At 60.0% G+C, this 24,885-nt stretch carries 25 protein-coding genes; 14 read left to right on the top strand and 11 right to left on the bottom strand.

Annotated features, from left to right (window positions below):
* The first annotated feature begins 249 nt into the window (after positions 1-249).
* The 6 genes from PGS10_RS21605 to opgB all read left to right on the top strand — a co-directional run bounded on the left by PGS10_RS21605 (position 250) and on the right by opgB (position 5,963).
* Positions 250-1,026 carry a threonine/serine ThrE exporter family protein gene (locus tag PGS10_RS21605; protein WP_047043890.1) on the top strand — a complete coding sequence of 259 codons (777 nt, stop codon included), beginning with the start codon at positions 250-252 and terminating at the stop codon, positions 1,024-1,026.
* Entirely contained in the window at positions 1,017-1,490 is a 474-nt protein-coding gene (locus PGS10_RS21600; RefSeq protein ID WP_045395512.1) for a threonine/serine exporter, read from the top strand. The genes PGS10_RS21605 and PGS10_RS21600 overlap by 10 nt, the downstream gene beginning before the upstream one ends.
* A gap of 85 nt (positions 1,491-1,575) precedes the next feature.
* Complete coding sequence (gene dnaT, locus PGS10_RS21595) at positions 1,576-2,115, top strand: primosomal protein DnaT (RefSeq protein WP_289578334.1); 540 nt, start codon at positions 1,576-1,578, stop codon at positions 2,113-2,115.
* A gap of 2 nt (positions 2,116-2,117) precedes the next feature.
* The gene (gene dnaC / locus PGS10_RS21590) at positions 2,118-2,855 is read left to right on the top strand and encodes a DNA replication protein DnaC (protein ID WP_316423503.1); all 738 of its coding nucleotides are present in this window, start codon (positions 2,118-2,120) and stop codon (positions 2,853-2,855) included.
* A gap of 65 nt (positions 2,856-2,920) precedes the next feature.
* Positions 2,921-3,415: a DUF2501 domain-containing protein gene (locus PGS10_RS21585; RefSeq protein ID WP_316423468.1), complete on the top strand. Its 495-nt coding sequence runs from the start codon at positions 2,921-2,923 to the stop codon at positions 3,413-3,415.
* A gap of 256 nt (positions 3,416-3,671) precedes the next feature.
* On the top strand, positions 3,672-5,963 hold the full coding sequence (opgB, locus tag PGS10_RS21580; RefSeq protein WP_045395509.1) for a phosphatidylglycerol--membrane-oligosaccharide glycerophosphotransferase: 2,292 nt from the start codon (positions 3,672-3,674) through the stop codon (positions 5,961-5,963).
* A 27-nt stretch (positions 5,964-5,990) separates the two neighbouring features.
* Here opgB and PGS10_RS21575 read toward each other — a convergent pair whose 3' ends face one another.
* Positions 5,991-6,806 (bottom strand): GNAT family N-acetyltransferase, encoded by an 816-nt coding sequence (locus PGS10_RS21575; RefSeq protein WP_047043882.1) that lies wholly within the window; start codon positions 6,804-6,806, stop codon positions 5,991-5,993.
* Between the two features lie 32 nt (positions 6,807-6,838).
* On the opposite strand from PGS10_RS21575, the gene PGS10_RS21570 reads away from it, so the two are divergent.
* Together PGS10_RS21570 and PGS10_RS21565 are read left to right on the top strand one after the other, a co-directional pair.
* On the top strand, positions 6,839-7,372 hold the full coding sequence (locus tag PGS10_RS21570; protein WP_047043880.1) for a GNAT family N-acetyltransferase: 534 nt from the start codon (positions 6,839-6,841) through the stop codon (positions 7,370-7,372).
* A gap of 81 nt (positions 7,373-7,453) precedes the next feature.
* Positions 7,454-8,317, top strand: a complete 864-nt coding sequence (locus PGS10_RS21565) for a MurR/RpiR family transcriptional regulator (protein ID WP_015368411.1) — start codon at positions 7,454-7,456, stop codon at positions 8,315-8,317.
* Here PGS10_RS21565 and PGS10_RS21560 read toward each other — a convergent pair.
* From PGS10_RS21560 to PGS10_RS21540, 5 genes are all read right to left on the bottom strand, one after another.
* A complete protein-coding gene (locus tag PGS10_RS21560; RefSeq protein WP_213797748.1) occupies positions 8,314-8,913 on the bottom strand; it encodes a 2-dehydro-3-deoxy-6-phosphogalactonate aldolase in 600 nt (199 codons plus the stop codon). The two genes, PGS10_RS21565 and PGS10_RS21560, sit on opposite strands and share 4 nt — an antisense overlap.
* Positions 8,900-9,772 carry a 2-dehydro-3-deoxygalactonokinase gene (locus PGS10_RS21555; protein WP_047043876.1) on the bottom strand — a complete coding sequence of 291 codons (873 nt, stop codon included), beginning with the start codon at positions 9,770-9,772 and terminating at the stop codon, positions 8,900-8,902. The genes PGS10_RS21560 and PGS10_RS21555 overlap by 14 nt, the downstream gene beginning before the upstream one ends.
* 9 nt (positions 9,773-9,781) lie before the next feature.
* The gene (locus PGS10_RS21550; protein ID WP_047043874.1) at positions 9,782-11,269 is read right to left on the bottom strand and encodes a sodium:solute symporter family protein; all 1,488 of its coding nucleotides are present in this window, start codon (positions 11,267-11,269) and stop codon (positions 9,782-9,784) included.
* Between the two features lie 186 nt (positions 11,270-11,455).
* Complete coding sequence (locus tag PGS10_RS21545; RefSeq protein ID WP_047043872.1) at positions 11,456-11,848, bottom strand: RidA family protein; 393 nt, start codon at positions 11,846-11,848, stop codon at positions 11,456-11,458.
* A gap of 10 nt (positions 11,849-11,858) precedes the next feature.
* Positions 11,859-13,298 (bottom strand): N-acyl-D-amino-acid deacylase family protein, encoded by a 1,440-nt coding sequence (locus tag PGS10_RS21540; RefSeq protein WP_316423466.1) that lies wholly within the window; start codon positions 13,296-13,298, stop codon positions 11,859-11,861.
* Here PGS10_RS21540 and PGS10_RS21535 point away from each other — a divergent pair.
* Positions 13,276-13,455, top strand: a complete 180-nt coding sequence (locus tag PGS10_RS21535) for a hypothetical protein (RefSeq protein WP_316423465.1) — start codon at positions 13,276-13,278, stop codon at positions 13,453-13,455. The genes PGS10_RS21540 and PGS10_RS21535 overlap by 23 nt on opposite strands.
* A gap of 43 nt (positions 13,456-13,498) precedes the next feature.
* Complete coding sequence (locus tag PGS10_RS21530) at positions 13,499-14,719, top strand: amino acid deaminase (protein WP_316423464.1); 1,221 nt, start codon at positions 13,499-13,501, stop codon at positions 14,717-14,719.
* 137 nt (positions 14,720-14,856) lie between these two features.
* Here the strand turns inward: PGS10_RS21530 and PGS10_RS21525 are convergent, their stop codons facing one another.
* From PGS10_RS21525 to PGS10_RS21505, 5 genes are all read right to left on the bottom strand, one after another.
* Positions 14,857-15,873 (bottom strand): Ldh family oxidoreductase, encoded by a 1,017-nt coding sequence (locus PGS10_RS21525; RefSeq protein WP_316423463.1) that lies wholly within the window; start codon positions 15,871-15,873, stop codon positions 14,857-14,859.
* Positions 15,874-15,884: 11 nt separating this feature from the next.
* Positions 15,885-17,486 carry an APC family permease gene (locus PGS10_RS21520; protein ID WP_045395494.1) on the bottom strand — a complete coding sequence of 534 codons (1,602 nt, stop codon included), beginning with the start codon at positions 17,484-17,486 and terminating at the stop codon, positions 15,885-15,887.
* Positions 17,487-17,501: 15 nt separating this feature from the next.
* Complete coding sequence (locus PGS10_RS21515; RefSeq protein ID WP_213797746.1) at positions 17,502-19,106, bottom strand: aldehyde dehydrogenase (NADP(+)); 1,605 nt, start codon at positions 19,104-19,106, stop codon at positions 17,502-17,504.
* A gap of 14 nt (positions 19,107-19,120) precedes the next feature.
* Positions 19,121-20,041, bottom strand: a complete 921-nt coding sequence (locus PGS10_RS21510) for a dihydrodipicolinate synthase family protein (protein ID WP_008807565.1) — start codon at positions 20,039-20,041, stop codon at positions 19,121-19,123.
* A gap of 151 nt (positions 20,042-20,192) precedes the next feature.
* Positions 20,193-21,017, bottom strand: a complete 825-nt coding sequence (locus tag PGS10_RS21505) for an AraC family transcriptional regulator (protein WP_023288209.1) — start codon at positions 21,015-21,017, stop codon at positions 20,193-20,195.
* A 310-nt stretch (positions 21,018-21,327) separates the two neighbouring features.
* Here PGS10_RS21505 and PGS10_RS21500 point away from each other — a divergent pair, with 310 nt between their 5' ends.
* From PGS10_RS21500 to PGS10_RS21485, 4 genes are read left to right on the top strand one after another with little or no spacing between them, the layout of a single operon-like run.
* Positions 21,328-22,275: a 4-hydroxyproline epimerase gene (locus tag PGS10_RS21500; RefSeq protein ID WP_316423462.1), complete on the top strand. Its 948-nt coding sequence runs from the start codon at positions 21,328-21,330 to the stop codon at positions 22,273-22,275.
* A complete protein-coding gene (locus tag PGS10_RS21495) occupies positions 22,272-23,381 on the top strand; it encodes an NAD(P)/FAD-dependent oxidoreductase (RefSeq protein ID WP_289578323.1) in 1,110 nt (369 codons plus the stop codon). The genes PGS10_RS21500 and PGS10_RS21495 overlap by 4 nt, the downstream gene beginning before the upstream one ends.
* Positions 23,378-23,641, top strand: a complete 264-nt coding sequence (locus tag PGS10_RS21490) for a (2Fe-2S)-binding protein (RefSeq protein WP_045395487.1) — start codon at positions 23,378-23,380, stop codon at positions 23,639-23,641. The genes PGS10_RS21495 and PGS10_RS21490 overlap by 4 nt, the downstream gene beginning before the upstream one ends.
* Complete coding sequence (locus PGS10_RS21485) at positions 23,622-24,884, top strand: FAD/NAD(P)-binding oxidoreductase (protein WP_316423461.1); 1,263 nt, start codon at positions 23,622-23,624, stop codon at positions 24,882-24,884. The genes PGS10_RS21490 and PGS10_RS21485 overlap by 20 nt, the downstream gene beginning before the upstream one ends.
* The last annotated feature ends 1 nt before the right edge of the window (position 24,885 follow it).

The following is a 24,885-nucleotide window of genomic DNA, read 5'->3' as shown; positions in this document are numbered from 1 at the left end:
TAATTATTTGTTTGTTTTTTGTTTATTAAAAGTTCACAGATGCATTTTTGATAACTCAAACGGGAAAAAGAAGGGATGAATGGCGGTAAAAATTGCACTTTCCAACGAAGTGACGAAAGTGTGGCGCGGTTCAAATTTCAGCCAACGCCATTGATGGAGCAATTTTTGCACATTGTTTGATCCCGCACGCCGCACAACGGGGTGGAGTTCAGGTAAAAGTATCAATAGAGACGCGGACAGCAGGTACTTATGCAGGTAGATAAATCAGAACAGCGCGCCATCACCCGGCTGTGTATTCAGTGTGCCCTTTATTTACTCCAGCACGGCGCGGAAAGCGCGCTGGTGGAAGAGCTTTCTACCCGCCTTGGGCGGGCATTAGGCATGGATAGCGTTGAGAGCGCCATCTCTTCTAACGCGATTGTGCTAACGACGATTAAAGATGGTGAATGCCTGACGTCCACGCGCAAAAACAGCGATCGCGGAATTAACATGCACGTGGTGACGGAGGTACAGCATATCGTGATCATGGCCGAACATAAGCTGCTGGATTATAAAGACGTCGAGAAGCGCTTCGCGCAAATTAAACCCCTACGCTACCCGCGTTGGCTGCTGGTGTTGATGGTTGGCCTTTCCTGCGCCTGCTTTTGTAAATTGAACAACGGCGGTTGGGATGGCGCGGTGGTCACCTTCTTTGCCAGCACCGTCGCCATGTATATTCGCCAGTTGCTGACCCATCGATCCATGCATCCGCAGATTAATTTCTGCATTACCGCCTTCGTCGCCACCACGATTTCCGGGCTGATGCTGCGCCTGCCGGCATTTAGCGACACGCCGACTATCGCCATGGCCGCCAGCGTGCTGTTGCTGGTTCCCGGCTTTCCGTTAATTAACGCCGTCGCCGATATGTTCAAGGGCCATATCAATACCGGGCTGGCCCGCTGGGCGATCGCCAGCCTGCTGACGCTGGCGACCTGTATCGGGGTGGTGATGGCAATGACCGTGTGGGGGCTACGCGGATGGGCATAATCTCTTTTCTTTTCGACCTGGCGCAGGATATGGCGCTGGCGGCCATCCCTGCTGTCGGCTTTGCGATGGTGTTCAACGTCCCACAGCGCGCGCTGCGCTGGTGCGCATTACTGGGCGCTATCGGCCACGGCTCGCGGATGGTAATGATGAGCGCAGGCTTCAACATTGAATGGGCCACCTTTCTCGCCGCGTTACTGGTCGGCAGTATCGGCATTCAGTGGTCGCGCTGGTATCTGGCGCATCCGAAGATATTTACCGTCGCCGCGGTGATCCCAATGTTTCCGGGTATTTCGGCCTATACGGCGATGATCTCGGCCGTCAAAATCAGCCATTTTGGTTATTCCGAGGAGATGATGATTATGCTGCTGAGCAATTTTTTAAAAGCCTCCTCCATCGTCGGGGCGCTCTCTATCGGGCTTTCTATCCCTGGGCTGTGGCTGTACCGCAAACGCCCGCGCGTGTAACCGGCAGCGCTGCTTCCTGGCCTCGCACTATGCTACTATGTCAGCAATTCCCCCACTCTTTGCTGTTCAGAGTTGAGATAGCGTTATGTCTTCACGAATTTTAACCACCGACTTTTGCGGTCTTGACGATTTCGTCGAGAACCACGCGGCCAGGCTGCAAAAATCAGCCAGCGGCGCCGTCGCCGTGTTTGCCAATAACGCCCCGGCGTTTTACGCGCTGACGCCGGAGCGCCTGGCGCAGCTGCTGGAGCTGGAAGCGAAACTGGCGCGCCCCACCAGCGATATCGCGCTGGATGCGCAGTTCTTTGACGAGCCGAGCGCCGCGCCCGTCGCCGTGCCGATGGGTAAATTCGCCATGTATCCCGGCTGGCAGCCGGATGCCGATTTTCAACGTCTGGCGGCGTTATGGGGCATCGCCCTGACGCAGCCGGTCACCCCGGAAGAACTGGCCGCCTTCGTCGCCTACTGGCAGGCGGAAGGCAAAGTTTTCCACCACGTGCAGTGGCAGCAAAAGCTGGCGCGTAGCGTGCAAATTGGCCGCGCCAGCAACGGCGGGCAGCCGAAGCGCGACGTAAACACCATTAGCGAACCCGATAACCAGATCCCGCGAGGTTTCCGAGGATGAGCATGAAAAACGTTGGCGATCTTATGAAGCGCCTGCAAAAAATGATGCCAGCCCACGTGCAACCGGCGTTTAAAACCGGCGAAGAGCTGTTGGCCTGGCAAAAAGAACAAGGCAAGCTGCGTTCGGAGGCGCTGGAGCGGGAAAACCGGGCGATGAAAATGCAGCGCACCTTTAACCGCTCCGGGATCCGCCCCTTACATCAAAATTGTTCATTCGATAATTACCGCGTCGAAAACGACGGGCAGATGATCGCCTTGTCCCGCGCTCGTCAGTACGTTGAAGAGTTTGACGGCAACATCGCGAGCTTCATCTTCTCCGGCAAGCCGGGCACCGGTAAAAATCATCTTGCCGCCGCTATCTGCAACGAGCTGCTGCTGCGCGGTAAATCGGTATTAATCATCACCGTCGCCGATATTATGTCGGCAATGAAAGATACCTTCAGTAATCGGGAAACCAGCGAAGAGCAACTGCTAAGCGACCTGAGCCGGGTCGATCTGCTGGTTATCGACGAAATCGGTATGCAAACGGAATCGCGCTACGAGAAAGTGATCATCAACCAGATTGTCGATCGTCGCTCCTCCTCGAAACGCCCAACCGGCATGCTGACCAACAGTACGATGGACGAAATGAACAAACTGCTCGGCGAACGCGTCATGGATCGCATGCGCCTCGGCAATAGCCTGTGGGTGAACTTCACCTGGGATAGCTACCGCGATCGCGTTACCGGTAAAGAGTATTGAGAGATTTCCGAGCTCAAGCGGCGTTATACTGAAGAGATTCTTAAGTAACGACGAAGAGTACGTTTATGAAATCTTTGCAGACAGCTTTTTGCGCCGCTATCGCAGCCGGCGCGGTGATGGCGGCCCCCACCTACGCCGCCTCCTGGCAGGACTCACTCAATAGCGCCGCCAGCCAGCTCAGCAGCAGCAGTTCCCAACAGAGCGGCGGCGGTATGTCGATGTCGTCCTTAACCAGCCTGCTCAACGGCGGCAACCAGGCGCTCACCTCCAGCAGCATGAACAATGCCGCCGGCGTTCTCTCTTACTGCGCACAAAAAAAACTGACCTCGGTCACCAACGCCGACAACGTGAAAAACCAGGTACTGGATAAGCTTGGCCTGAGCACGCCGGAGAAACAGAAACAAGATACCGGTTATCTAGAAGGGCTACAGGGATTGCTGAGCAGCAATAACGGCCAGCAGTTGAATCTCAACACCCTCGGCAGCAGCCCGCTGGCTGAAAAAGTGAAGACCAAGGCCTGTGACCTGGTGCTGAAACAGGGCGTTAATTTCCTGTCTTAAATTTCCCCGCCGATGCCGCGTTTGGCGCTTTAGCGTTGCCAGCGCGGCCGCAATCGCTATTTTTACTTTTCTGCTCCTGTTTTCCGCGCTATGACAGGATGAGACATCGTACAAAAAAGAGGCTTTCTAAACCAATTCTGAATCACAGCACACTTTCATGACACTACAATTGCAGCAGAAAGACGCTGCCATTACAGTGTAGCGTGAAAATCGATCTATCCGGCCAGCCCGCCGCTGGCGCACATGAGGGTTAGCTGTGTCAGAGTTGTTATCCATCGCCTTGTTTCTCGCCTCGGTGGTGATCTATGCCTGGAAAGCCGGTCGCAATACCTGGTGGTTTTCTGCCACTCTTGCGGTGCTGGGGCTGTTTGTTGTGCTCAATATCACCCTCTACGCCAGCGACTACTTCACCGGCGACGGTATTAACGACGCGGTACTTTATACCCTGACCAACAGCCTGACCGGCGCGGGCGTCAGTAAATATATTCTGCCAGGTATCGGTCTGGTGCTGGCGCTGGTCGCCGTATTTGGCGCTCTCGGCTGGATATTACGCCGTCGCCGCCATCATCCGCATCACTTTGGCTACAGCCTGATTGCGCTGGTACTGGCGCTGGCCTCCGTCGATGCCAGCCCGGCGTTCCGCCAAATCACCGAACTCGTGAAATCGCAGTCCCGCGACGGCGATCCGGACTTCACGGCTTACTACAAAGAGCCGTCGAAAAGCATCAACAATCCGCATCTGAATCTGGTCTATATCTACGGCGAGAGCCTGGAACGCACCTACTTCAATAACGAGGCTTTCCCGGAGCTGACGCCGGAACTGGGTAAAATCAAAAGCGAAGGGCTGGATTTCAGCAACACCGCACAGCTTCCCGGCACCGATTACACCATCGCCGGTATGGTCGCTTCCCAGTGCGGTATTCCGCTGTTCGCGCCGTTCGAAGGCAACGCTTCCGCGGCGGTATCCAGCTTCTTCCCGCAAAATATCTGCCTTGGCGATATCCTGAAAAACTCCGGTTACGAAAACTACTTTGTGCAGGGCGCCAACCTGCGTTTTGCCGGTAAAGACGTTTTCCTCAAATCTCACGGTTTCGATCACTTGTTCGGCGCGGAAGAGCTGAAAACAACGGTGGCCGACCCCTCCTACCGCAACGACTGGGGCTTCTACGATGACACCGTGCTCGACGAAACGTGGAAAAAGTTCGAAGAGCTCTCCCAATCCGGCAAACGCTTCTCGCTGTTCGCCCTCACCGTCGATACCCACCACCCTGACGGCTTTATCTCGCGCACCTGTGAGCGCAAACGCTATGACATGGATGGCAAAAAGAACCTCTCCTTCAGCGCCGTGGCCTGTAGCCAGGAGCACATCGCCGCGCTGATTGAAAAGATTAAGGCCTCGCCGTACTTCAAAAATACGGTCATCGTGGTCTCGTCCGATCATCTGGCGATGAAAAACAGCGCCTGGGATTATCTGAACAAACAGGATCGCAGCAATCTGTTCTTTATCCTGCGCGGCGACCAGCCTCAACAGGATGTGCTGGCCGTGAAGCGTAATACCATGGATAACGGCGCAACGGTGCTGGATATTCTCGGCGGCGATAACTATATCGGCCTCGGCCGCAGCAGCCTTTCCGCCGAATCGCTTTCAACCATTTTCATGAATATGAAAGAGAAAGTGCTGGCCTGGAAGCCGGATGTCATTCGTCTGTGGAATTTCCCGAAGGAGATTAAGAGCTTCAGTATCGACTCGCAGAAGAACATGATCGCATTCTCCGGTAGCCACTTCCGTCTGCCGCTGCTGCTGCGGGTCTCGGATCAGCGCGTCGAACCGATTCCGGAAAGCGAATACTCGGCGCCGCTGCGCTTTCAGCTGGCGGACTTCGCCCCGCGCGACAACTTCGTATGGGTCGACCGCTGCTACAAGATGGGCCAACTGTGGCGGCCGGAACTGGCGCTGTCCACCGACTGGTGCGTCTCTCAGGGTCAACTGGGCGGCGAACAAAAAGTACAGCATGTCGATAAGCCGCAGTGGCAGGGCAAAACCGCCTTCAAAGATACCGTCATCGATATGGAGCGCTATAAAGGCAACGTCGATACGTTGAAAATTGTCGATAACGATATTCGCTACAAAGCCGACAGTTTCGTGTTTAACGTCGCCGGCGCGCCGGAAGAAGTTAAACAGTTCAGCGGCATCTCGCGACCTGAGCTATGGGGACGCTGGTCCAACGCCCAGCTCGGAGACGAAGTGAAGATTGAGTACAAAGAGCCACTGCCGGAAAAATTCGACCTGGTGATCACCGCCAAAGCCTTCGGCCCGAACGCCAACCAGCCGATACCGGTACGCGTCGGGAAAAGTGAGCAAGTACTTACTTTAGCCAATGAAGTGACCACCACAACGCTGCATTTCGACAATCCGGCGCGCAGCAACACCTTAACTATCACTCCGCCGGAACCGCAGTCCACCAACGAAGGCAACATTGTCGGTCACGCGCCGCGCCAGTTAGGCATTGGCATGGTGGATATTAAAATCGTCAGCCGCGAAGGCTAATACCCGTAGCCCGGCTCCGCCGCCGGGCTAGTTCAACGGCAGGCACATCTCGTACTGCTGCAGCGCCAGCGGCGCATAGCCCGCCGATTTAAACAGCGGCGTGAAGGTTTCCGGGATGGTCACCGAAGTGCTTAGTCCAGGAAACTGTTGAGCCAGCGCGAGCAGCATTTCTCGCCCCAGCCCGCGTCCGCGCGCCGCCGGCGTCAGCCATAAAAACTGTAGCTGGGGCTTGCTGGCGGTGGTTGCCAGCACGGCGAAGGCCTGCTGCTGCAGCGTCAACGCCCGACAGGGCAAGGTAATAAAGGTCAGCGGATCCAGCAGCCACGGCAGTTGCCCTTCCTGCTCCAGGCTTGCATGACGCAGCAGGCTCAGCAAATCGTAATCCTCCAGGGTGGACTCACGCGGGTCCGCTTGCACCGAGCTGAGATAGCCGCACAGCCCGTGACGCACGGTAAAACCCAATGACTGATACAGCGCCACCGCCCGGTGATTATCGCGGATCACTTCCAGCCACATTCGCTGTACGCCCTGAGCGCGTAAATCGGCGATAAGCGAAGCCATCAATTGTCGCCCTCGTCCTTTGCCGCGAAAGCCGGGATGAATAGCAAAAGCCGCCAGCCGCGCATCGCGCCCGCGGCGGGCGATGAGCCCGATAGCGGCCGGTTCATCTCCTGCCAGCCACACTTTAGACTGCAACAGGTTTAACCCTTCGGCGCTAAAGCGCTGTACAAACAGATCTACCGACATCGACACCGGCACCAGATAATCGGCAAAGCAGTCATTCAAAATCGTAGTCAACTGCGCGCCGCTAAACTGGACGGCAGGAACGGCGGTGAACTCCATGCATTTCTCCCTGAGGCTGCTATGCTGAGGCAATGAAAACTAACACTATAAACCCCACCATCACTTTTCGCCTGACCGAAGAACGCGATCTGCCGCTGCTGCCCGCGCTGGAACGTTCGGCGGCACAGTCCTTTGCGCGCATTCCCGCTTTCGCCTGGCTGGCGGAAAGCCCAGTGATGAGCGTTGAACAGCACCGGCAATACCTGGAAACCGGCCACAGTCTACTGGCGCTCGCTGACGACAGGCCCGTCGGTTTCCTGCTGAGCGAGCCGCTGGACGATGCGCTATTTATTGTAGAAATCTCCGTCCATCAGCAGTGGCAGGGCCAGGGCATTGGCCGCGCCTTGCTTAGCCAAACTATCGACACCGCCCGCCGCGACGGCTTCCCGGCGGTGACGCTCACCACCTTTCGCGAGGTGCCGTGGAACGCGCCCTTTTATACCCGGCTGGGCTTCACCATCCTCAATGAACTGCACCTACCCGAAGGGCTGGCGGCGAAACGCGCGCTGGAAGCAGAGCACGGCCTGACGGCGGAAACCCGCTGCGCGATGCGCCTTGATTTTTAACGCCGCGAGAGGCGCCGCGCTGATTTTGTCACCGGTATATGGTACAAAGTACCATTCCCAATACATAACCTGATACCCGGAATGGCCTACTCGATCGATATCATCTCCTGCATCACCGACCGCTTTATGGCGCTGACCGCGACCGAAAAGCGCATTGCGCAGTTTATTCTCGACGACGTCGCCGCCGCGGCGGAAATGCCGATTGCCGAACTGGCGCGCCTGACCGACACCAGCCAGGCATCGGTGACGCGCTTTGCGCGTGCGCTGGGCTGTAAAGACGTGCGCGAACTGAAAATGAAGCTCGCCCAGTCGCTGGCCATTGGTCAGCGCTTTATTCTCGATGTGCCGGATCTGGAAGGCGTACAGGGAATTTATGAGTCGATCATCAGCGTGCTGGAAACCAACCGCCGGGCGCTGGATCTTGCGGCGCTGAAACGCGCGGTGGAATGGATTAGCGACGCCCGTCAGGTGCTTGCGCTGGGTATGGGCGGCGGTTCGACCATCTGCGCGCAGGAGATCCAGTATCGCTTGTTCCGCCTCGGGTTACCGGTAGTCAGCCAGAGCGATGGCCTGCTGGTACGCATGATGAGTTCAGCGGTGACGGCGAAAGATGTGGTGATTGTGCTGTCGCTCGGCGGCTATACCAAAGAGATGATCGAAAGCGCCGCCATCGCCCGGCAATACGGGGCGAAAATTGTTGCCATTACCCCGCCGGAAACGCCGCTGGCGGCGCAGGCCGATATCGTGCTGCCGCTACTGGTGAGCGAAAACGACTATATCTTTAAGCCCAGCGCTTCACGCTATGCGATGCTGGCGATGGTAGATGTGTTGGCCACCGAGCTGGCGATGGCCAATAAACCGCAGGCGAAAGACCGTCTGCGCCGCATTAAGCTGGCGCTCGACGACCACCGTGACGGCGTCGACCGACTGCCGCTCGGCGATTAATCGCCGCAGGCGGCGATAAAGCGTTGCGCCTGCTGGCGGGTACGCGCCAACGGCTGCCCGGCGCGGTAGAGGTCGCTGCCTAATCCCGCCCCCGCGCAGCCCGCCTGACGCCAGCTGTGCAGATTTTCCGGCGTCACGCCGCCTACCGCCAGCACCGGCACCTCCGGCGGCAACACCGCTTTCAGCGCGCGGATATAGTCCGGGTCGAATGCCGATGACGGAAAGATTTTCAGCCATTGCGCACCGGCATCCAGCGCGCTAAACGCCTCGGAGGCCGTCGCGCAGCCGGCGCACACCAGCATCCCCTTATCTACCGCGCGGCGGATCACCGCCGGGGCCGTATTGGGCGTCACGATAAGCTTCGCCCCGGCTTCAGCCAGAAAATCAACCTGTTCAACCTTCAGCACCGTCCCTGCGCCAATCACCGCCCGCTCGCCAAACTGGCGCACCATCGCTGGAATACTCTGCTGCCAGTCCGGCGAGTTAAGCGGAATTTCAATATAGCGAAAACCCGCATCGATTAGCGCGGCGATATGCTCCGCCGCCTCATCGGGTTGAATACCGCGTAAAATCGCCACCAGTTTAACCTTGTCCATCTATCATCCTCGCCATACCCGAAAGAAACGCCGCCTCGCCGGAACAACAAGAAACGGCCAATCCGCGTGCCGCCATCGCCTGCTGATAACGTGCGCTGAGCGAGTGCTCACCAACCAGCACCACGCGGCTGGCGCGGTAGCGTTCGCTAAAGGTCGCCACCTCCGCGCCAATCAACAGCCCGGAGAGATAATCGCTCACCGAAGTTGCCGCCAGCGCCCCTAACACCCGCGCGGCGCGAGCGCTGAATAACCCGTCCAGCAGCGCCGGCTGATTTAGCCCTTTTTCCATACCGAGGGCGAAAGCGGCGTCATCAGGTTGTTGTGCCGGCAGTTGCTGGCCGAGCAGCGAATGGTTAAGCAGCAGGTGATGCAGTTCGCCGGTCATCGCGGTGGCGAACTGGCGCACCACGCCGTTCTGCACCTGCACCCATTTGCAGTGGGTGCCGGGCATCACGTAACACTCCGCGGGCATCCGTTGCCAGGCCCCCAGTAGCTGGGTCTCCTCGCCGCGCATCACGTCGTACTCTGCGGCCTGCGCTACTTTCAGCCCCGGCACGATCCACACTTTTTCCGCCACCTCATGTAACTGACCGTTGAGCGCCTCCAGCGCCAGCGGGCAGGCCAGATAAGGCACCGGTTGCCAACCGGCATCGCTACCGATCATGCCTGCCATCACCACCGGCAGTGCGGGGTCGCCGCGCCACGGCGCCAGCTGCTGCTGAAAAACCGCTTCGGCGCGTTGCCCGTTCAGGCGCGTGATGCCGTAAGGCAGCTTCAGCTTGTCGATGCATTCGCCATCGCGCATCCGCCATGCCCGCAGCTGCGTAGAGCCCCAATCGACGGCAATATACTCGTTCATGATGGCCCCTTACCCGCGTGAGGTATGACGTTTGCCAATTGGCAGCGGCGGCGGCGTTGGGCGGCTTTCACGTTCGTGGGTAATCATTTCCAGCGCCTGCTCGCGGCTCAGGCTGCTGGCCGGGGTCACTAACGTCACCACAACCGAAGCCACCAGGCTCGTCAGTACCGCCGGAATACACGGGTTGCCCCAGAACGCCAGCCAGTCGCTATCCACCAGCACCGCAACCGATGCCCCAGCGCCGCCGGCCAGCGCAGCGACCGCGCCCTGCCAGTTAAAGCGTGTCCAGAAACGGCCAAGCATGGTGCAGATAAACATCCCGGACATAATCATCGAGATCATTTTGGTGATATAGCTGATGATGTCGTTGGAGGTCAGGGCAAACAGCAGCGCCAGCGCAATCACCAGAACCAGGAAGATCCGCGACAGGCGAATCGCTTTCTCCGGCGCGGGCATATGGCCAGTCACCAGGGTGTAGAGGTCGCGCAGCATAATGGACACCGCGGCGATGGCATCAGAGCTGCCGGAAGACATATTGGCCGACATGCCGGCAATCAGGATCGCCATCGCCAGCACCGGCGGCAGCACCTGGGTGGCAAACAAGAAGGCGAAGCCGCTGTTCTCCAACTGCGGGTTCATGGTCCATACCGCCATACCGATGATCGCCGGCAGGAAGGAAAATCCCAAATACAGCAGGCCGGTAATCGTGAAGGACTGACGTACCGAAGAGACGGTCTTCGCCGAGTAAATACGCTGGCGATAAGAAGGGGTCGCCAGCACGCCGACGCCGATCACCATCGCCAGCGATAGCGCCGGCAGCACGCCTAATTTATCGACCGCGAACAGGCTTTGCGCCGCCGGATCGACGGCCTGCTGAATATGGCTCCAGCCGCCAACGTGATGGACTGCGAGTACCGCCATTAAAATAAAGCCGACGAACAGCACGATCGATTGAATAGTATCGATCCACACCACCGCGGAATAGCCGCCAATACCGACATAAACCACAAAAGCCAGCGCGATAATAATTTTCGCGACATTAATATCAATGCCGCTGGCCCACGCCAGATATAATCCGCCACCTAATATATGCGCTCCCAGCCAGCCGATAGAGGCAATAAAAATAAGTATCGCGACGAGGTTTTTAATTATTTTACTGCCGCCGGTGTAATACGACATTTCTTCACTCATGGTCATGAAGCGAAGTTTACGTACCGGAGCGAATAACCATGCCACCAGCAGAATCCCCACCGCGCCGCCGAGGCCGTAAAGCATCCCGGCCCAGCCGTTGCTGTAGCCAAAGCCGACGGCGCCGACGCTGGAGCCGGTGCCCACCATGGTGCCGACCGTCGAACCGAGAGTGAGGATCATCGGCAGCGAACGGCCGCCAAGTAAAAAGTCTTCGCCGGTTTTCTGTTTGCGCGAAACGTACCAGCCTAAGGTAATCATCGCGCAGGCATAAACGGAAAACCAAATCATAAATGACATATTATTCATGGCTCACATCCAGACGTAATAAATAATATTCGTGCCGCTGAATATTATGAGTTAACAGGAACCATGCCTGAAAAAAGGCATAGCGAACCCAGTGGCACCGATTTATTTATTCACTCTGGTGCCGATATCACACTTTTTTGATGCTCCCTCCCGCAAAGGGAGGGATTTATTTTTAGGTTTCGGGCGTTATTGTCGCGCAGCGTTAAAACAGGTCACATCCACTTCTACTTTACAATCCACCACCAGGTCCGCCACGCAGCAAATGCGCGCTGGCGGATTATCGCCAAAGAACTCGCGAAAAACCTTATTGAACGACTGAAAATAGCGCGCGTCGGTGAGGATCACTTTCACGTGCACCACGTCCGCCATGCCGTAACCTGCTTCGCTCATGATGTCGACGCAGTTCTGGATCGCCAGCCGCGATTGTTCGACGATGCCGCCTTCCACGACTTCGCCATTTTTCATCGGCGTCTGCCCGGAGACATATAGCCAGCCGCCCGCTTCCACCGCGCGGGCGAACGGCAGATGCTGACCGCCGGTTCCGGTACCGCCTTCCACGCCATAACGTTTGATACTCATACTCAACTCCTTAGTCCATCCGACGGCGCAGGAAACGCCCTGCCCGCCCGGTAATTTTCTTATCACTGCCGTAGCTCATCACACCGTTGACCATCACCGCCTCAATGCCGTCCGCCGGGCGTTTCGGGTCGGAGAAACTGGCGACATCGCGCACCGTCTGCGGGTCAAACAGCACCAGGTCGGCGAAGTAGCCAATTTTCACCAGCCCGCGATCCGCCAGCTGGAAGCGCGCCGCCGACAGCCCGGTCATCTTGTGTACCGCGGTAGTCAGCGGGAATAGCTGCTCGTCGCGGCTATAGTGACCAAGTACCCGCGGGAAGGCGCCCCACAGGCGCGGATGCGGCATCGGATCGTTCGGTAGCCCGTCAGAGCCAATCATGGTGACCGGATAGCGCATCACCCGCCGTACATCCTGCTCATCCATGTTGTAGTAGATAGCGCCCGCCGGCATCAGCCGCGCCGCGGCCTCGTGCAGGCTCACCTGCCACTCATCGGCGATCTGCTGCAGCGTTTTCCCCGCCTGCTCCGGCTGCGCTTCGGACCAGGTGATCACGATATCAAACTCATCGGTCACCTGTTTCATATCCAGCGTCGACGAGCTGGCGGAGTAGGGATAACAGTCGCAGGCGATATCCTGCTGCTGGCGCATCTCATCGAAAAACGCCAGCGTCTCTTTGGTACGCCCCCAGTTTTTCGCCCCGGCGCACTTGTGGTGAGAAACCACCACCGGCACGTTGCCGTGACGGCCGATACGGAAGGCTTCGTCCAGCGCCTCAAGAATCGGCTCGAACTCTGAACGTAAATGGGTGGTATAGACACCCTTCCCGGCGGCTAGCTCTTCCGCCAACGCCATCACCTCTTCGGTGGTCGACTGGAAGGCGCTGGCATAGGCCAGCCCGGTACTGAGCCCTAATGCCCCCTGGCGCAGCGCATCGCGTAGCTGTACGCGCATGCCGGCGATTTCCGTCTCGTTCGCCGGCCGAAACAGATCGTCCATATGGTTATTGCGCAGCGCGGTGTGACCGATTAACGTGCCGACATTCAGCGACGGCCGCGCCGCTTCAACCGCATGGGCATAAGCCTCCACGGTGGGATAGATAAAGTGCTGCTGCTCGCCGAGGAGATTCATCGGGTCCGGCACTTCGCCGCGCATAGTGGCGGTCGCCGCGCTAATCCCGCAGTTGCCGACGATCACCGTCGTCACCCCCTGGCTGAGCTTCGGCAAGTACTCAGGCATGCGGATAACGTTGATATCATCATGGGTATGCACATCAATAAAGCCCGGCGCCAGTACCCGCCCCTGGCCATCAATTTCCTGCTCCGCCGCGACGTCCAGCGCCGGGGCGATAGCGATTATTCGGTCGCCCTTCACCGCCACATCGGCACGGTATTGCGGCCCGCCGCTCCCGTCGGTCACCGTGACGTTTTTGAAAAGCCAGTCAACTTTCATAGCAATTACTCCCTTTCGACATGCCGATAAGTTAACCATTTACAAGCGCAAAAAACAGTGGAAAACTACGCAAAACCCAGATCATTTTGTGATACTTTTATTCAAAACAAATAACATTTTTATATTAAAAATATATTTATCAAATAGTTATAACTGATACCCAGCGACTAACCGATTATAAACCCTGAAAGGATAGTGTTATGAAATACCATTCAGCACCGCTCATCCCGCACAAATCCGCCCTCATGTCCGCGCCGGCTAATCTGCTGTCGGAAGAGGTCTGTCTGCCCGCCGCGCTGTTAAAAAAGTCGGCGCTGGAAAACAATATTTCATGGATGCAGCGCTATGCCGACGCCCGCGGCGTGTCGCTGGCGCCGCATGGTAAAACGACAATGACGCCATGGATATTTCAGGCGCAGCAGCGAGCGGGAGCGTGGGGGATCGGCGTGGGTAGCGCCTGGCAGGCCAGCGCGGCGATGACCAGCGGCATCCAACGCGTCCTGATGGTCAATCAGCTGGTCGGCAAGGCCAATATGCAGGTGGTCGCGCAGCTAAAAGGGCACTATCGGGCAGTGGATTTTATCTGCTGCGTCGATAGCGAGGCCAACGTACGCGCCCTCTCCGCATTCTTCGCCGCCCAGGGGCAAACGCTGGATGTGCTGATTGAACTTGGCGTGCCGGGCGGGCGCTGCGGCTGTCGTAGCGTCGATGACGCGCTGGCGCTGGCGCAGCGGGTAAGCGACCTGCCGGGGTTACGGCTACGCGGACTGGAATTGTATGAAGGAGTGCTGCACGGCGACGATCCGCAACCGCAGGTGGAAGCGTTATTACAACAGGCCGCGGCGCTTGCCTGCCGCATGGAGCCGCTGGTTGACGGCGAATTTATTCTCACCGGCGCGGGCACAGTCTGGTATGACGTGGTGTGCAACATCTGGCTGGCGGCGGCAAAACCGCGCCGCTGCCGTATCGTTATTCGCCCTGGCTGTTATATCACCCACGATCGCGGGATCTACGATCTCGCACAACAAGAGCTGATCGCCCGCGATCCGATTGCCTGCGATCTCGCCGGCGATCTCACTTCAGCGCTGGAGCTGATGGCGATGGTGCAATCGGTGCCGGAGGCGGATCGCGCGGTGGTGAATTTCGGCAAGCGCGACTGCGCTTTCGACGCCGGGCTGCCGCAGCCGATCGCCCATTATCGTAACGGCCTCCAGTTAGCGCTGCACGCGGAGTCGATCGTCAGCACCGGCATCATGGATCAGCACTGCATGCTGCGCCTGGCGCCTGGCAGCGATGTGCAGGTCGGCGATATTCTGCTGTTCGGCACCTCGCACCCGTGTCTGACCTTTGATAAGTGGAAGACGTTGCTGCTGGTCGATGACGACTACAACGTGCTGGACGAGCTCGACACGCTGTTTTGACCGGCATCCCGGGTGGCGGCGCTTCGCGCCTTACCCGGGCTACGCCGGCATGTGATTTGTAGGCCCGCGCAAGCGCAGCGCCGCCGGGCAATAACCGCGGGTAAAGAGCCAATTTCGCGCCGGGTGGCGGCTGCGCCTTACCCGCCCTGGCGCAAGGCGCAAATCTCATCATGCAATGAACGGCTGATGACTACCCCCTGCCGCTCACTCTGCTGGCGGCAGGCGAAACGCCGCTCGCCCGGCAGCCGCGCGCCCTGAACCTGCATCGCATTGAACAGCGTTTCGGCGCGCTCCAGCTGCTCTTGTGCCTGCGCGCCGAGAAAGCGCTGCGGATCCAGCGCCAGGATAAGCTCGCCGCCGTAGGGGAGACCGCCCGCGCCGTTATCCCACGCCAGCGATTCGGCGCTGGTCATATCGCCGATAAGCGGTCCGGCCAGCAGCTCGACCATTGCCGCCAGCGCCGAGCCCTTATGGCCGCCGAAGGTTAACATCGCGCCGTTCAGCACCTCCGCGGCATCGGTCGTCGGCTGTCCCTGACTGTCGATTCCCCACCCTTGCGGCAGCGCTTTGCCGGCGCGCTGATGCAGCTGGATCTCGCCGCGCGCCGCGGCGCTGGTCGCCATATCAACAATAAACGGCAGCTTATCCCGCCGCGGCCAGCCAAAGGCGATAGGGTTGGTGCCGAACAGCGGACGCGTGCCGCCCGCTGGGGCGACCCAGGCGTGGCTTGGCGTGCAGGCCAGCCCCACCAGCCCTGCCTCGGTCAACGGCTCAATATCGGCAAACAGCGCGGAAAAATGGACGCAGCGGTTAATCGCCAACGCCGCAATGCCGCTGTGCCGCGCCTTCTCCAGCAGTAACGGCAGCGCGCGCTCGTAGGCCAGCAGCGAAAAAGCGCCGCCGGCGTCCACCCGCGCAATCGCCGGCGCCTGATCGTGGATTTGCGGCTCGGCATCAGGCGATACCTTGCCTTTACGCAAGGTATCGACAATGCCCAACAGCCGCCACAGGCCGTGGGAAGCGCAGCCGTCGCGCTCCCCGGCGGCCACATTACGTGCAATGGCCGCCGCGTGGTCGGCGCTAAATCCATTGGCGCTGAGTACCTCCAACGCCAGGTCATAAGCTTCAGGTAACGATAGAGTTACCGACTCCATACTGTTCTCCTTTACTCTTCTTCGTCTCCGCTAAAGTTAGCCTGCGGCAGGCAGCTGCGCGCGCCCCAGTAGTAAATCCCCAACGACATCGCCGCCACCAGCACCGTATCCCAGGGGTGACCTATGACATTAAGCCCACCGAAGCTGCCCAGCCAGGAAAAGAGGATAATCAACGCATAAAAAACGATCAGCCACAGCGACGATTTCACCTGCTGCGCCAGGCTCACGGTATGTTCCGGCACCTTACCTTTGCACATCACATAGACGACAAACATCACGATTTGCAGCCCCAACAGCCACGAGAGCGTATTCCAGCCGGACCAGTAGACAATCAGCGCCGAGATCATAAACGATACCGGGCCGATAATGCCGAAGGCGCGCACGCGGAACGGCCGCGGCAGATCCGGCGCGTTGCGGCGCAGCCCGGCGGCGGTTACCGGGGCGATGGCGTAGCTCAGCACCAGGGCAGCCGACACCACGCTAATCAGCTGTTCCCAGGAGGGGAACGGCAGCGTCCAGAAAATCGACAGTCCAAAAGTCAGCCATAGCGCCGGGCGCGGAATCCCGGACTCTTTATCAATATGGGTAAAGGCTTTAAAGAAGGTACCCGCCTTCGCCCAGCCGTAGATCACCCGCGGCGTCGCGTTCATATAGATATTGCCGGTGCCGCTCGGGGAGATGATCGCATCGCTTATCACCATAAAGGCCAGCCAGCCCATGCCGAGGGTAATAGCGATATCGCGATACGGCAGCGAGAACTGTTTGCTCACCTCGGCCCAACCGCCGCTTAGCATCTCGGTGGGGATACTGCCAAGGAACGCCAGCTGCAGCAGCACGTAGATAATCGTCGACAGCACCACTGATAAAATCAACGCGATAGGGATAGTGCGCTGCGGCTTTTGCACTTCGCTGGCTACCGAGATAATCGGCGTCAATCCCAGATAAGCGAAGATAATTCCCCCCGCACTGATCGCCGCTTCCACCCCGGACATGCCGAATGGCGCAATACCCTGAGCGTGCAGGTTCTCCGGTTTAAAGAAGGCGAATAGCGTCACCACCACCAGCAGCGGCACCAGAAACTTGAGCACGCTGATGAAGTTGTTCGATCGGGCGAAGGTCTTGACGCTGTAGTAGTTCAGCGCAAAGAAGAAACAGAGCAGCAGGAACTGCACCACCCACCCCAGCAGCGTCGGCGAACTGGAACCCGGCTGGGTCAACGCCGGAAACCAGGCCGCGGCATATTGCCGGGCGGCGACGATTTCAATTGAGATCAGGCTGGAGAAAGCGATCAAGGTGATGAACCCCAGCAGATAGCCCATCAGCTCACCGTGGGAAAAGACCGGGTAGCGAATAATGCCGCCGGCGCGCGGCAGCGCCGCCCCCAGTTCGCAGTAGACAATCCCCAACAGCAATACTGCAAAACCGCCGATCACCCACGACGCGATCCCGGCCGGACCGGCGATGGAGGCCACGTGGCTGGCGGCGAATAACCATCCGGAGCCGAAAATCGCGCCCAGGCCGATAAACGTGAGATCCGTTAGGGTCAGCTGTTTTTTAAACTTACCCGACTCTGCAACGCGGGTTTGACTATTATGCGTAGAGTGAATGGTCATGGTGATGCCCTTGCGTCAATGAGAGGAGGAAATCGCTTCCCGGGTCCACTGGCCGTTGACCAGGCGCAGCAGGTTCAAAGGGTTCGCATCCTGCAGCGCCGGCGGTAACAGGGCGGCGGGCGCGTTCTGCAGACAGACCGGGCGCAGAAAGCGTTCAATCGCCCGGCTGCCAACCGAAGTCCCGCGCGCGTCGGTGGTCGCCGGCCACGGGCCGCCGTGGACCATCGCATCGCACACTTCCACGCCGGTGGGATAACCGTTAAACAGTACCCGTCCGGCCTTTTCGCAAAGCAGCGGTAGCAGGCTCGCCGCCAGCGGGCCATCATCCGCCTCGGCATGCAGCGTCGCGGTGAGCTGCCCCTGCAGCGCTTTCACCACCGCCTGCAGCTGGGCCACGTCGTCCACTTCCACCAGTAGCGATAACGGGCCGAAAACCTCAGTCTGCAGCAGCGTATCCTGCGCCAGTAGATCCTCGGCCTGAGCCTGCCACAGCAGGGTCTGCGCCTGCCCGGCGCCGGCGGCGATGCCGTTCGCCAGCTTCTCGATACGCGGGTGCGCCGCAAGCGCCGCCACGCCCTGATGGTAGTGCTGAAGGGTCGGCGCATTGAGCAACACCTGCGGCGGAGAGCCCGCTACCGCCGCGCACAGCGCCGACTTAAAGCGTTCCAGCCCGGCGCCGCGCAGCGCCAGAATCAGCCCCGGACGGGTACAGAACTGGCCGCCGCCGAGGGTGAATGACGCCACCAGCTCGTTTGCCAGCGCCTCGGCCCGCGTCTGCAGCGCCTGCGGCAGAATAATCAATGGGTTAATCGCCGACATTTCAGCAAACAGCGGGATTGGCTGCGGGCGCTGCTGCGCCAGCTGATACAGCGCCTTACCACCGGCCAGCGAACCGGTAAAGCCAACGGCCTGAATCGCCGGATGGCAGACCAATTCGGCGCCAATATCGGTCCCGAAAATCATATTGAATACGCCGCCGGGTAAACCGCACCGCACCACCGCCCGGACGATCGCTTCAGCGGTCAGCTCGGCGGTGGCCATATGGCCCGGATGGGCCTTCACCACCACCGGGCAGCCAGCCGCCAGCGCCGAGGCGGTATCGCCGCCGGCGGTGGAAAAGGCCAACGGAAAGTTGCTGGCGCCAAACACCGCCACCGGCCCTAACGCCAGCTGATACTGGCGCAGGTCCGGGCGCGGCAGCGGCTGACGGTCGGCTAAGGCGGTATCAATACGGGCGGCGAAGATATCGCCGCGCTGAATCACGCCAGCAAACATTCTCAGCTGGCCGCTGGTGCGCGCCCGTTCACCCTGCAGCCGCGCCAGCGGCAGCGCGGTCTCCTGCCCGGCGATAGCAAAAAACGCCTCGCCCAGCGCATCCAGTTCATCAGCAATGGCGTTGAGAAAGCGCGCCCGCTGCTGCGGCGTGGTTTGTGAATAGACGGCAAAGGCCTGCTGCGCGGCTTCTGCGGCCTGAGCGGCTTCCTCGCGTGAAGCCGGATAAAAGCGGTGGCCGGTGGCTTCGCCGTCCACCGCCCGCAGGCTCAATAGCGTCGCTTCACCGCTGGCAATGCGGCGTCCGGCAATAAACTGCCGTCCCGCCGTGGTCTGAGATGCATTCATATTGACTCCTGTGCTCAGAGGCCGACATCCGGCAGCGTCGGACGAGTCGCCAGCGCCTGTTCAACGATCGCCACTACCTGTTGGCGCGTTTCGCCTTCCAGCGCCAGACGCGGCGGACGAGTGATCGCGCTGCCGCGACCCAGCAACTCTTCACACAGCTTGATGCACTGCACCAGATCCGGACGCGCATCGAGATGCAGCAGCGGCATGAACCAGCGGTACAGCGCCATCGCCTCTTCGTAACGCTGCTGACGGGCGAGACGGAATAACGTTTCCCCTTCGCGCGGGAAGGCGTTGGACATCCCGGAGATCCAGCCTTCCGCGCCGACGGCGATGCTTTCCACCACCACGTCATCCAGCCCGGCAAACAGCACGAAGCGGTCGCCAACGGTGTTACGCAGGTCGATAAAGCGGCGGGTATCGCCGGAGGAGTCTTTAAAGCAGACGATGTTGTCGCAGTCGGTCAGGGTGGCGAGAATGTCCGGCGTCACGTCGTTTTTGTAAATCGGCGGGTTGTTGTAGACCATAATCGGCAGGTCGGTAGCGCTCGCCACGCTGCGGAAGTGGGCCGCGGTTTCATGCGGTTTTGAGGAGTAGACCAGCGCCGGCATCACCATGATCCCGTCGACGCCGACGCGCTCCGCCTCTTTCGCCATTTTCTGGGCAAAGGCGGTGGTGAACTCGGCCACCCCGGCGATGACCGGAATTTTGCCGCCGGCGGCATCCTTCGCCACCTCGATAATCTGCAGTTTTTCATCGGTGCTCAGCGAGGTGTTTTCACCTACGCTGCCGCACACCACCAGCCCGGAAACGCCATCTTTCACCAGGTTTTTCATCACCGCGTGAGTGGCGTCTAAATCGAGGGAGTAGTCGCTACGAAACTGCGTGCTGACCGCCGGGAATACGCCGCTCCAGTGAATCGCTTTTTTGCTCATGCTCGGTTCCTTGTCGTCATTTTGTTAAATCAAAGTGAATTAATGGTGAATATTCACTGACAGATTGACGTGTCGCGGAACCGGCGGCTTGTCGGTTTTCCCTCAATACGATGACGAAATTAGCACAGTCGGCAAAAGTGTGAGCCAGCGTTTATCCGAGCAGCGTGAGGCGAAAATCGCGCGGCGTCGAGCCGGTCATCGCCTTGAACTGGCGGCTAAAAGCGCTGTGATCGGTATAGCCGCACTGCAGGGCGATATCGGTAATCGGCGTATCGCCAGCCAGCAGTTCGGTGGCTTTTTCCAGCCGCACTTTGTGGATCATCTGCCGCGGGGTGAGATGAAAGATCCGCTTGCAGTAGCGTTCGATCTGCGCAATCGACATCCCGCTTAAGGCGGTTAACTCTTCCATGGCGATCGGCCGGTGATAGTGGCGGCGGATATGATCGTCGACGATCGCCAGCCGCTGCCATGCCGGATGGCGGGCGTGGGCCTCCTGCAGATCGTGCGAGATCCCGGCCATGCCGATCACCTGGCCGCTGATATCGCGTAGCGCCAATTTCTGCGTCAGGCACCAGCCGCGCTCGCGGCCATTGTAGAGATGCATTTCCAGCTGATCGCGCAGGGTCACGCCTTCCCGTAGTACCCGAAGATCCTGTTCGGTATAACCCTGACCCAGCGCGGAAGGAAAGACATCGGCGGAGGTTTTGCCCAGCAGCGAGGAGACGCTTTTGAAACCACAGCGGCGGGCCAGCGTCAGGTTCGCCAACAAATAACGCGCCTGGCGATCTTTGATAAAAAAGACCACATTAGGAATGGCATTGAGCAGGGGCGCAATCAGCGCCAGCGCATTCAGCAGCGCCGGCATATTTTCCGGCCGCTGGCGCGCCAGCCCTTCGCAGATCTGGCTCAGCTCATCGACGGCCAGCTCAGGTTGGTTAACCGCGCGCGGCGGCGCCGCATCAGAAACACCGATCATAAGGCCTCCTCATGGTAAGTGACCGAGGGATATTTATTCACTTTCCGTTAACACCACAAGCAGCAAGCGCTGGATTTGCGATCCTGGATCCGCTTTACGCCTTCCCCTGATTTAGCCACTGGCGCAATGGTCACTTTCGGTTTACCACAGCATTAAGCAAATGATTAATAAGAAATAACTATGTGAAATAGAAATATACCGCGCTCAGTACTATGCAGATTTCGTCATTTTCTCTGACGAAAGCGCTCAAGCAGGCCGGGAAAGGTTGCGCCAGCATGATGAAACATGTTGTTAACTTCCGGAGAGTCTGATGACCGCGCCACGCCCCCCTATTACGCTGAGAGCTATCGATTCACATACCGGCGGCGAACCGACCCGCCTGATCGTTGACGGCTTCCCCGACCTCGGCGACGGCAGCATGGCGGAGCGCCGCGACCGCTTCGCCCGCGACTTCGACCATTGGCGTCAGGCGGCCATTCTCGAACCGCGCGGCAATGACGTACTGGTCGGCGCGCTGCTGTGCAAACCGGTCTCGGCGGCGGCTACCGCTGGGGTGATTTTCTTCAACAACGCCGGTTTTCTGAATATGTGCGGCCACGGCACTATCGGGCTTATCGCCTCGCTGGCCTGGCTTGGGCGTATCAAGCCCGGCGTACATCTGATTGAAACGCCGGTCGGCGACGTAAGCGCCACGTTGCACGACGATGGCAGCGTATCGGTGCAAAACGTCCCGGCCCGTCGCTGGAAAAAACAGATCCGCGTTGAAACCGCGCTGGGTCCCGTCATCGGCGATATTGCCTGGGGCGGCAACTGGTTTTTCCTGATTAACGACCACCCGTTCGCCATTACCCCCGAACAAATTCCACAGCTCACCGACTACGCCTGGGCAGTGCGCGAGGGGCTGGAAGCCGCGGGGATCCACGGCGACGACGGCGGCGTTATCGACCATATCGAACTCTTCGCCGATGACGATACCGCCGACAGCCGCAGCTTCGTACTCTGTCCGGGAAAGGCCTGGGATCGCTCGCCGTGCGGTACCGGCACCAGCGCCAAGCTGGCCTGTCTGGCGCAGGATGGCAAGCTGCAGCAGGGGGAAATATGGCGTCAGGCCAGCATCATCGGCAGCCAGTTTACCGCCAGCTACCAGCGCACCGCTGAAGGCATCATCCCAACGATCCGCGGCGAAGCCTGGGTCTGCGGCGATAACCAATTGATCCTCAACCCTGACGATCCCTTCTGCTGGGGGATCGCGCCGTGAAGCAGAGCGATGTCATCGTGATCGGCGCCGGGATCATCGGCGCCGCCTGCGCGTGGCAGCTGGCGAAGCGGGGGCAGAGCGTGACGCTTATCGATAACGGTCAGCCCGGCGCCACGGCGGCCGGTATGGGCCATCTGGTGTGCATGGATGATGACCCCGCCGAGCTTGCCTTGTCGGCGTGGTCGCTGGAACGCTGGCGCGCTATCACGCCACGGATGCCCGACAATTGCGCCTGGCGCGGCTGCGGCACGCTGTGGCTGGCGGAAAGCGAAGAAGAGATGACCGTCGCCGACGAAAAACAGCGGCGGATGGCCGGCCATCAGGTGCACAGCGAACTCCAGACTCCGCAGCAGATCGCCGGGCGCGAGCCGCTGCTGCGCGGCGGGCTGGCCGGCGGGCTATGGGTGCCGGGCGATGGCATCGTCTACGCGCCGAACGTCGCCCGCTGGTTGATTACCGATGCCGGAGACCATCTTACCTGCCTGCGCGACAGCGTACAGACGATTGAAGAGCCGCAGGTGCTGCTCGCCAGCGGCCAACGGCTACAGGCGCGAGCGATCGTGGTGGCCTGCGGCCTTGAAGCCAATGTGCTGTTAGCGGAAAACTGGCTGCGACCGAAAAAAGGCCAACTGGCGATTACCGATCGCTACCGGCCGCGGGTGCATCATCAGTTGGTTGAGCTGGGCTACGGCGCCAGCGCCCACGGCGGCGGCACCTCGGTGGCGTTTAACCTTCAGCCGCGGCCCACCGGCCAGCTGCTGATTGGCTCTTCGCGTCAGTTTGATAACCGCGAGCGCGAGTTGGATCTGCCCCTGTTGGCGCAGATGCTCGATCGCGCCCGCCACTTCGTGCCGGCGCTGGCGACGTTGAATATTATCCGCTGCTGGAGCGGTCTGCGCGCCGCCTCGCAGGATGGCAACCCGCTGATCGGCCCGCACCCCGCTCGCCGTGGCGTATGGTTAGCGCTGGGCCATGAAGGGCTGGGCGTCACCACCGCTCCGGCCACGGCCGAACTGCTGGCGGCGCAGATCCTCGATGAACGCTGCCCATTGGCGCCCGACGCCTGGCTCCCGGCTCGTTTGTGTCAACAGGAGGCGATTGCATGAAGGCCACTCTCAACATCACCGTCGATGGCCAGCCTCTGACGGTGCCGGAAGGGATCAGCGTGGCGGCGGCGCTGGCGTTGACCGGCGACCCCACCACCCGCCAGGCGGTTAACGGCGAGCTCCGCGCGCCGTTTTGCGGCATGGGCGTCTGCCAGGAGTGCCGGATCGCCGTCGATGGCCTACGGGTGCTGGCCTGCCAGACCCTGTGCCGGGCCGGTATGCAAATAGAAAGGAGCCGCGATGAACACGCTGCGCTGTGACATTTTAATCCTCGGCGCCGGCCCCGCCGGCATGGCGGCCGCGCTCTCCGCCGCCGCCTGCGATAAACAGGTCATCATCCTCGACGATAACCCCGCCCCTGGCGGACAAATCTGGCGCGCGGGTCCGCAGGCGACGCTACCCGCCCTGGCCCGGCGCTACCGCGACGCCATCGCCGCGTCTGCCGCCATCCGGGTAGTGAACGGCGCGCGGCTGATTGCCCGCCCCTCCGCGCACAGCGTGCTGTTTGAAACCGCCGACGGCGGCGGCGTGGTTTACTGGCAGAAACTGATCCTCTGCTGCGGCGCGCGCGAGCTGTCGCTGCCCTTTCCCGGCTGGACCTTACCCGGCGTGACCGGCGCGGGCGGCCTACAGGCGCAAATCAAACATGGGCTGTCGCTGAAAGGTGAAAAGGTGGTGATTGCCGGCAGCGGTCCGCTACTGCTGGCGGTGGCGGATACGGTGAACAAGGCCGGAGGCGAAGTGACGAATATCATTGAGCAAGCGCCGCTCCCGACGCTGCTGCGCTTCGCCAGCGGTCTGTGGCGCTGGCCGCAGAAGCTGCGCCAGTTAGCGACGCTGGCCCCGAAAGGCTATCTTAGCGGCGCGCAGGCGATCCGCGCTCACGGTACAACGCGGCTGGAAGCCGTTACGCTTCGCCAGCGCGGCATCGAGCGGACTATCGCCTGCGATCGGCTGGCTATCGGCTACGGGCTGATACCCAATATCGAGACGGCGCTGCTGTTCGGCTGCGCCACGGCGCAGGAGGCGATACAGGTTAACCGCTGGCAGCAGACCAGCATCGAGGATATCTACGCCGCCGGCGAGTGCACCGGTTTCGGCGGTAGCGAGCTGGCGCTGTTGGAGGGCGAAATCGCCGGTTTTGCCGCCGCCGGGGCCAGCCGTCAAGCGCAGGCGTTATTTGCCCGCCGCGCCCGCTGGCAGCGTTTCGCCGCAGCAATCAACCGTACCTTCCGGCTGAGGGAGTCCTTGAAAAACGCCGCAACGCCGGAGAGCCTGCTATGCCGCTGCGAAGATGTGCGCTGCGGCGATGTTGACGCCGCCGGGGGCTGGCCGCAGGCCAAACTCACCCAGCGCTGCGGAATGGGCGCCTGTCAGGGGCGCACCTGCGCCGCCAGCGCCCGCTGGTTGTACGGCTGGCCGCTACCGCAGCCAAGAGAACCGCTGGCCCCCGCCCGCGCGGAAACGCTTATTGCCCTCGCCCGGCCGAGCGCCGAGCCTTAAC

The sequence above is a fragment of the Klebsiella sp. 141153 genome (assembly GCF_032601995.1).
GTDB classification, from domain to species: Bacteria; Pseudomonadota; Gammaproteobacteria; order Enterobacterales; family Enterobacteriaceae; genus Klebsiella; species Klebsiella aerogenes.
This window is presented reverse-complemented; position numbering and strand designations above follow the sequence as displayed.

Bases quoted from the DNA above. Each gene is read 5' to 3' on its own strand.
- PGS10_RS21550 (WP_047043874.1), bottom strand. From the start codon at position 11,269: ATGAATAATATGTCATTTATGATTTGGTTTTCCGTTTATGCCTGCGCG.
- PGS10_RS21600 (WP_045395512.1), top strand. From the start codon at position 1,017: ATGGGCATAATCTCTTTTCTTTTCGACCTGGCGCAGGATATGGCGCTG.
- PGS10_RS21500 (WP_316423462.1), top strand. From the start codon at position 21,328: ATGACCGCGCCACGCCCCCCTATTACGCTGAGAGCTATCGATTCACAT.
- PGS10_RS21520 (WP_045395494.1), bottom strand. From the start codon at position 17,486: ATGACCATTCACTCTACGCATAATAGTCAAACCCGCGTTGCAGAGTCG.
- PGS10_RS21530 (WP_316423464.1), top strand. From the start codon at position 13,499: ATGAAATACCATTCAGCACCGCTCATCCCGCACAAATCCGCCCTCATG.
- PGS10_RS21575 (WP_047043882.1), bottom strand. From the start codon at position 6,806: ATGGAGTTCACCGCCGTTCCTGCCGTCCAGTTTAGCGGCGCGCAGTTG.
- dnaT (WP_289578334.1), top strand. From the start codon at position 1,576: ATGTCTTCACGAATTTTAACCACCGACTTTTGCGGTCTTGACGATTTC.
- PGS10_RS21490 (WP_045395487.1), top strand. From the start codon at position 23,378: ATGAAGGCCACTCTCAACATCACCGTCGATGGCCAGCCTCTGACGGTG.
- PGS10_RS21555 (WP_047043876.1), bottom strand. From the start codon at position 9,772: ATGAACGAGTATATTGCCGTCGATTGGGGCTCTACGCAGCTGCGGGCA.
- PGS10_RS21505 (WP_023288209.1), bottom strand. From the start codon at position 21,017: ATGATCGGTGTTTCTGATGCGGCGCCGCCGCGCGCGGTTAACCAACCT.
- PGS10_RS21560 (WP_213797748.1), bottom strand. From the start codon at position 8,913: ATGGACAAGGTTAAACTGGTGGCGATTTTACGCGGTATTCAACCCGAT.
- PGS10_RS21565 (WP_015368411.1), top strand. From the start codon at position 7,454: ATGGCCTACTCGATCGATATCATCTCCTGCATCACCGACCGCTTTATG.
- PGS10_RS21605 (WP_047043890.1), top strand. From the start codon at position 250: ATGCAGGTAGATAAATCAGAACAGCGCGCCATCACCCGGCTGTGTATT.
- dnaC (WP_316423503.1), top strand. From the start codon at position 2,118: ATGAAAAACGTTGGCGATCTTATGAAGCGCCTGCAAAAAATGATGCCA.
- PGS10_RS21540 (WP_316423466.1), bottom strand. From the start codon at position 13,298: ATGAAAGTTGACTGGCTTTTCAAAAACGTCACGGTGACCGACGGGAGC.
- PGS10_RS21525 (WP_316423463.1), bottom strand. From the start codon at position 15,873: ATGGAGTCGGTAACTCTATCGTTACCTGAAGCTTATGACCTGGCGTTG.
- PGS10_RS21485 (WP_316423461.1), top strand. From the start codon at position 23,622: ATGAACACGCTGCGCTGTGACATTTTAATCCTCGGCGCCGGCCCCGCC.
- PGS10_RS21510 (WP_008807565.1), bottom strand. From the start codon at position 20,041: ATGAGCAAAAAAGCGATTCACTGGAGCGGCGTATTCCCGGCGGTCAGC.
- PGS10_RS21545 (WP_047043872.1), bottom strand. From the start codon at position 11,848: ATGAGTATCAAACGTTATGGCGTGGAAGGCGGTACCGGAACCGGCGGT.
- PGS10_RS21570 (WP_047043880.1), top strand. From the start codon at position 6,839: ATGAAAACTAACACTATAAACCCCACCATCACTTTTCGCCTGACCGAA.
- PGS10_RS21515 (WP_213797746.1), bottom strand. From the start codon at position 19,106: ATGAATGCATCTCAGACCACGGCGGGACGGCAGTTTATTGCCGGACGC.
- PGS10_RS21585 (WP_316423468.1), top strand. From the start codon at position 2,921: ATGAAATCTTTGCAGACAGCTTTTTGCGCCGCTATCGCAGCCGGCGCG.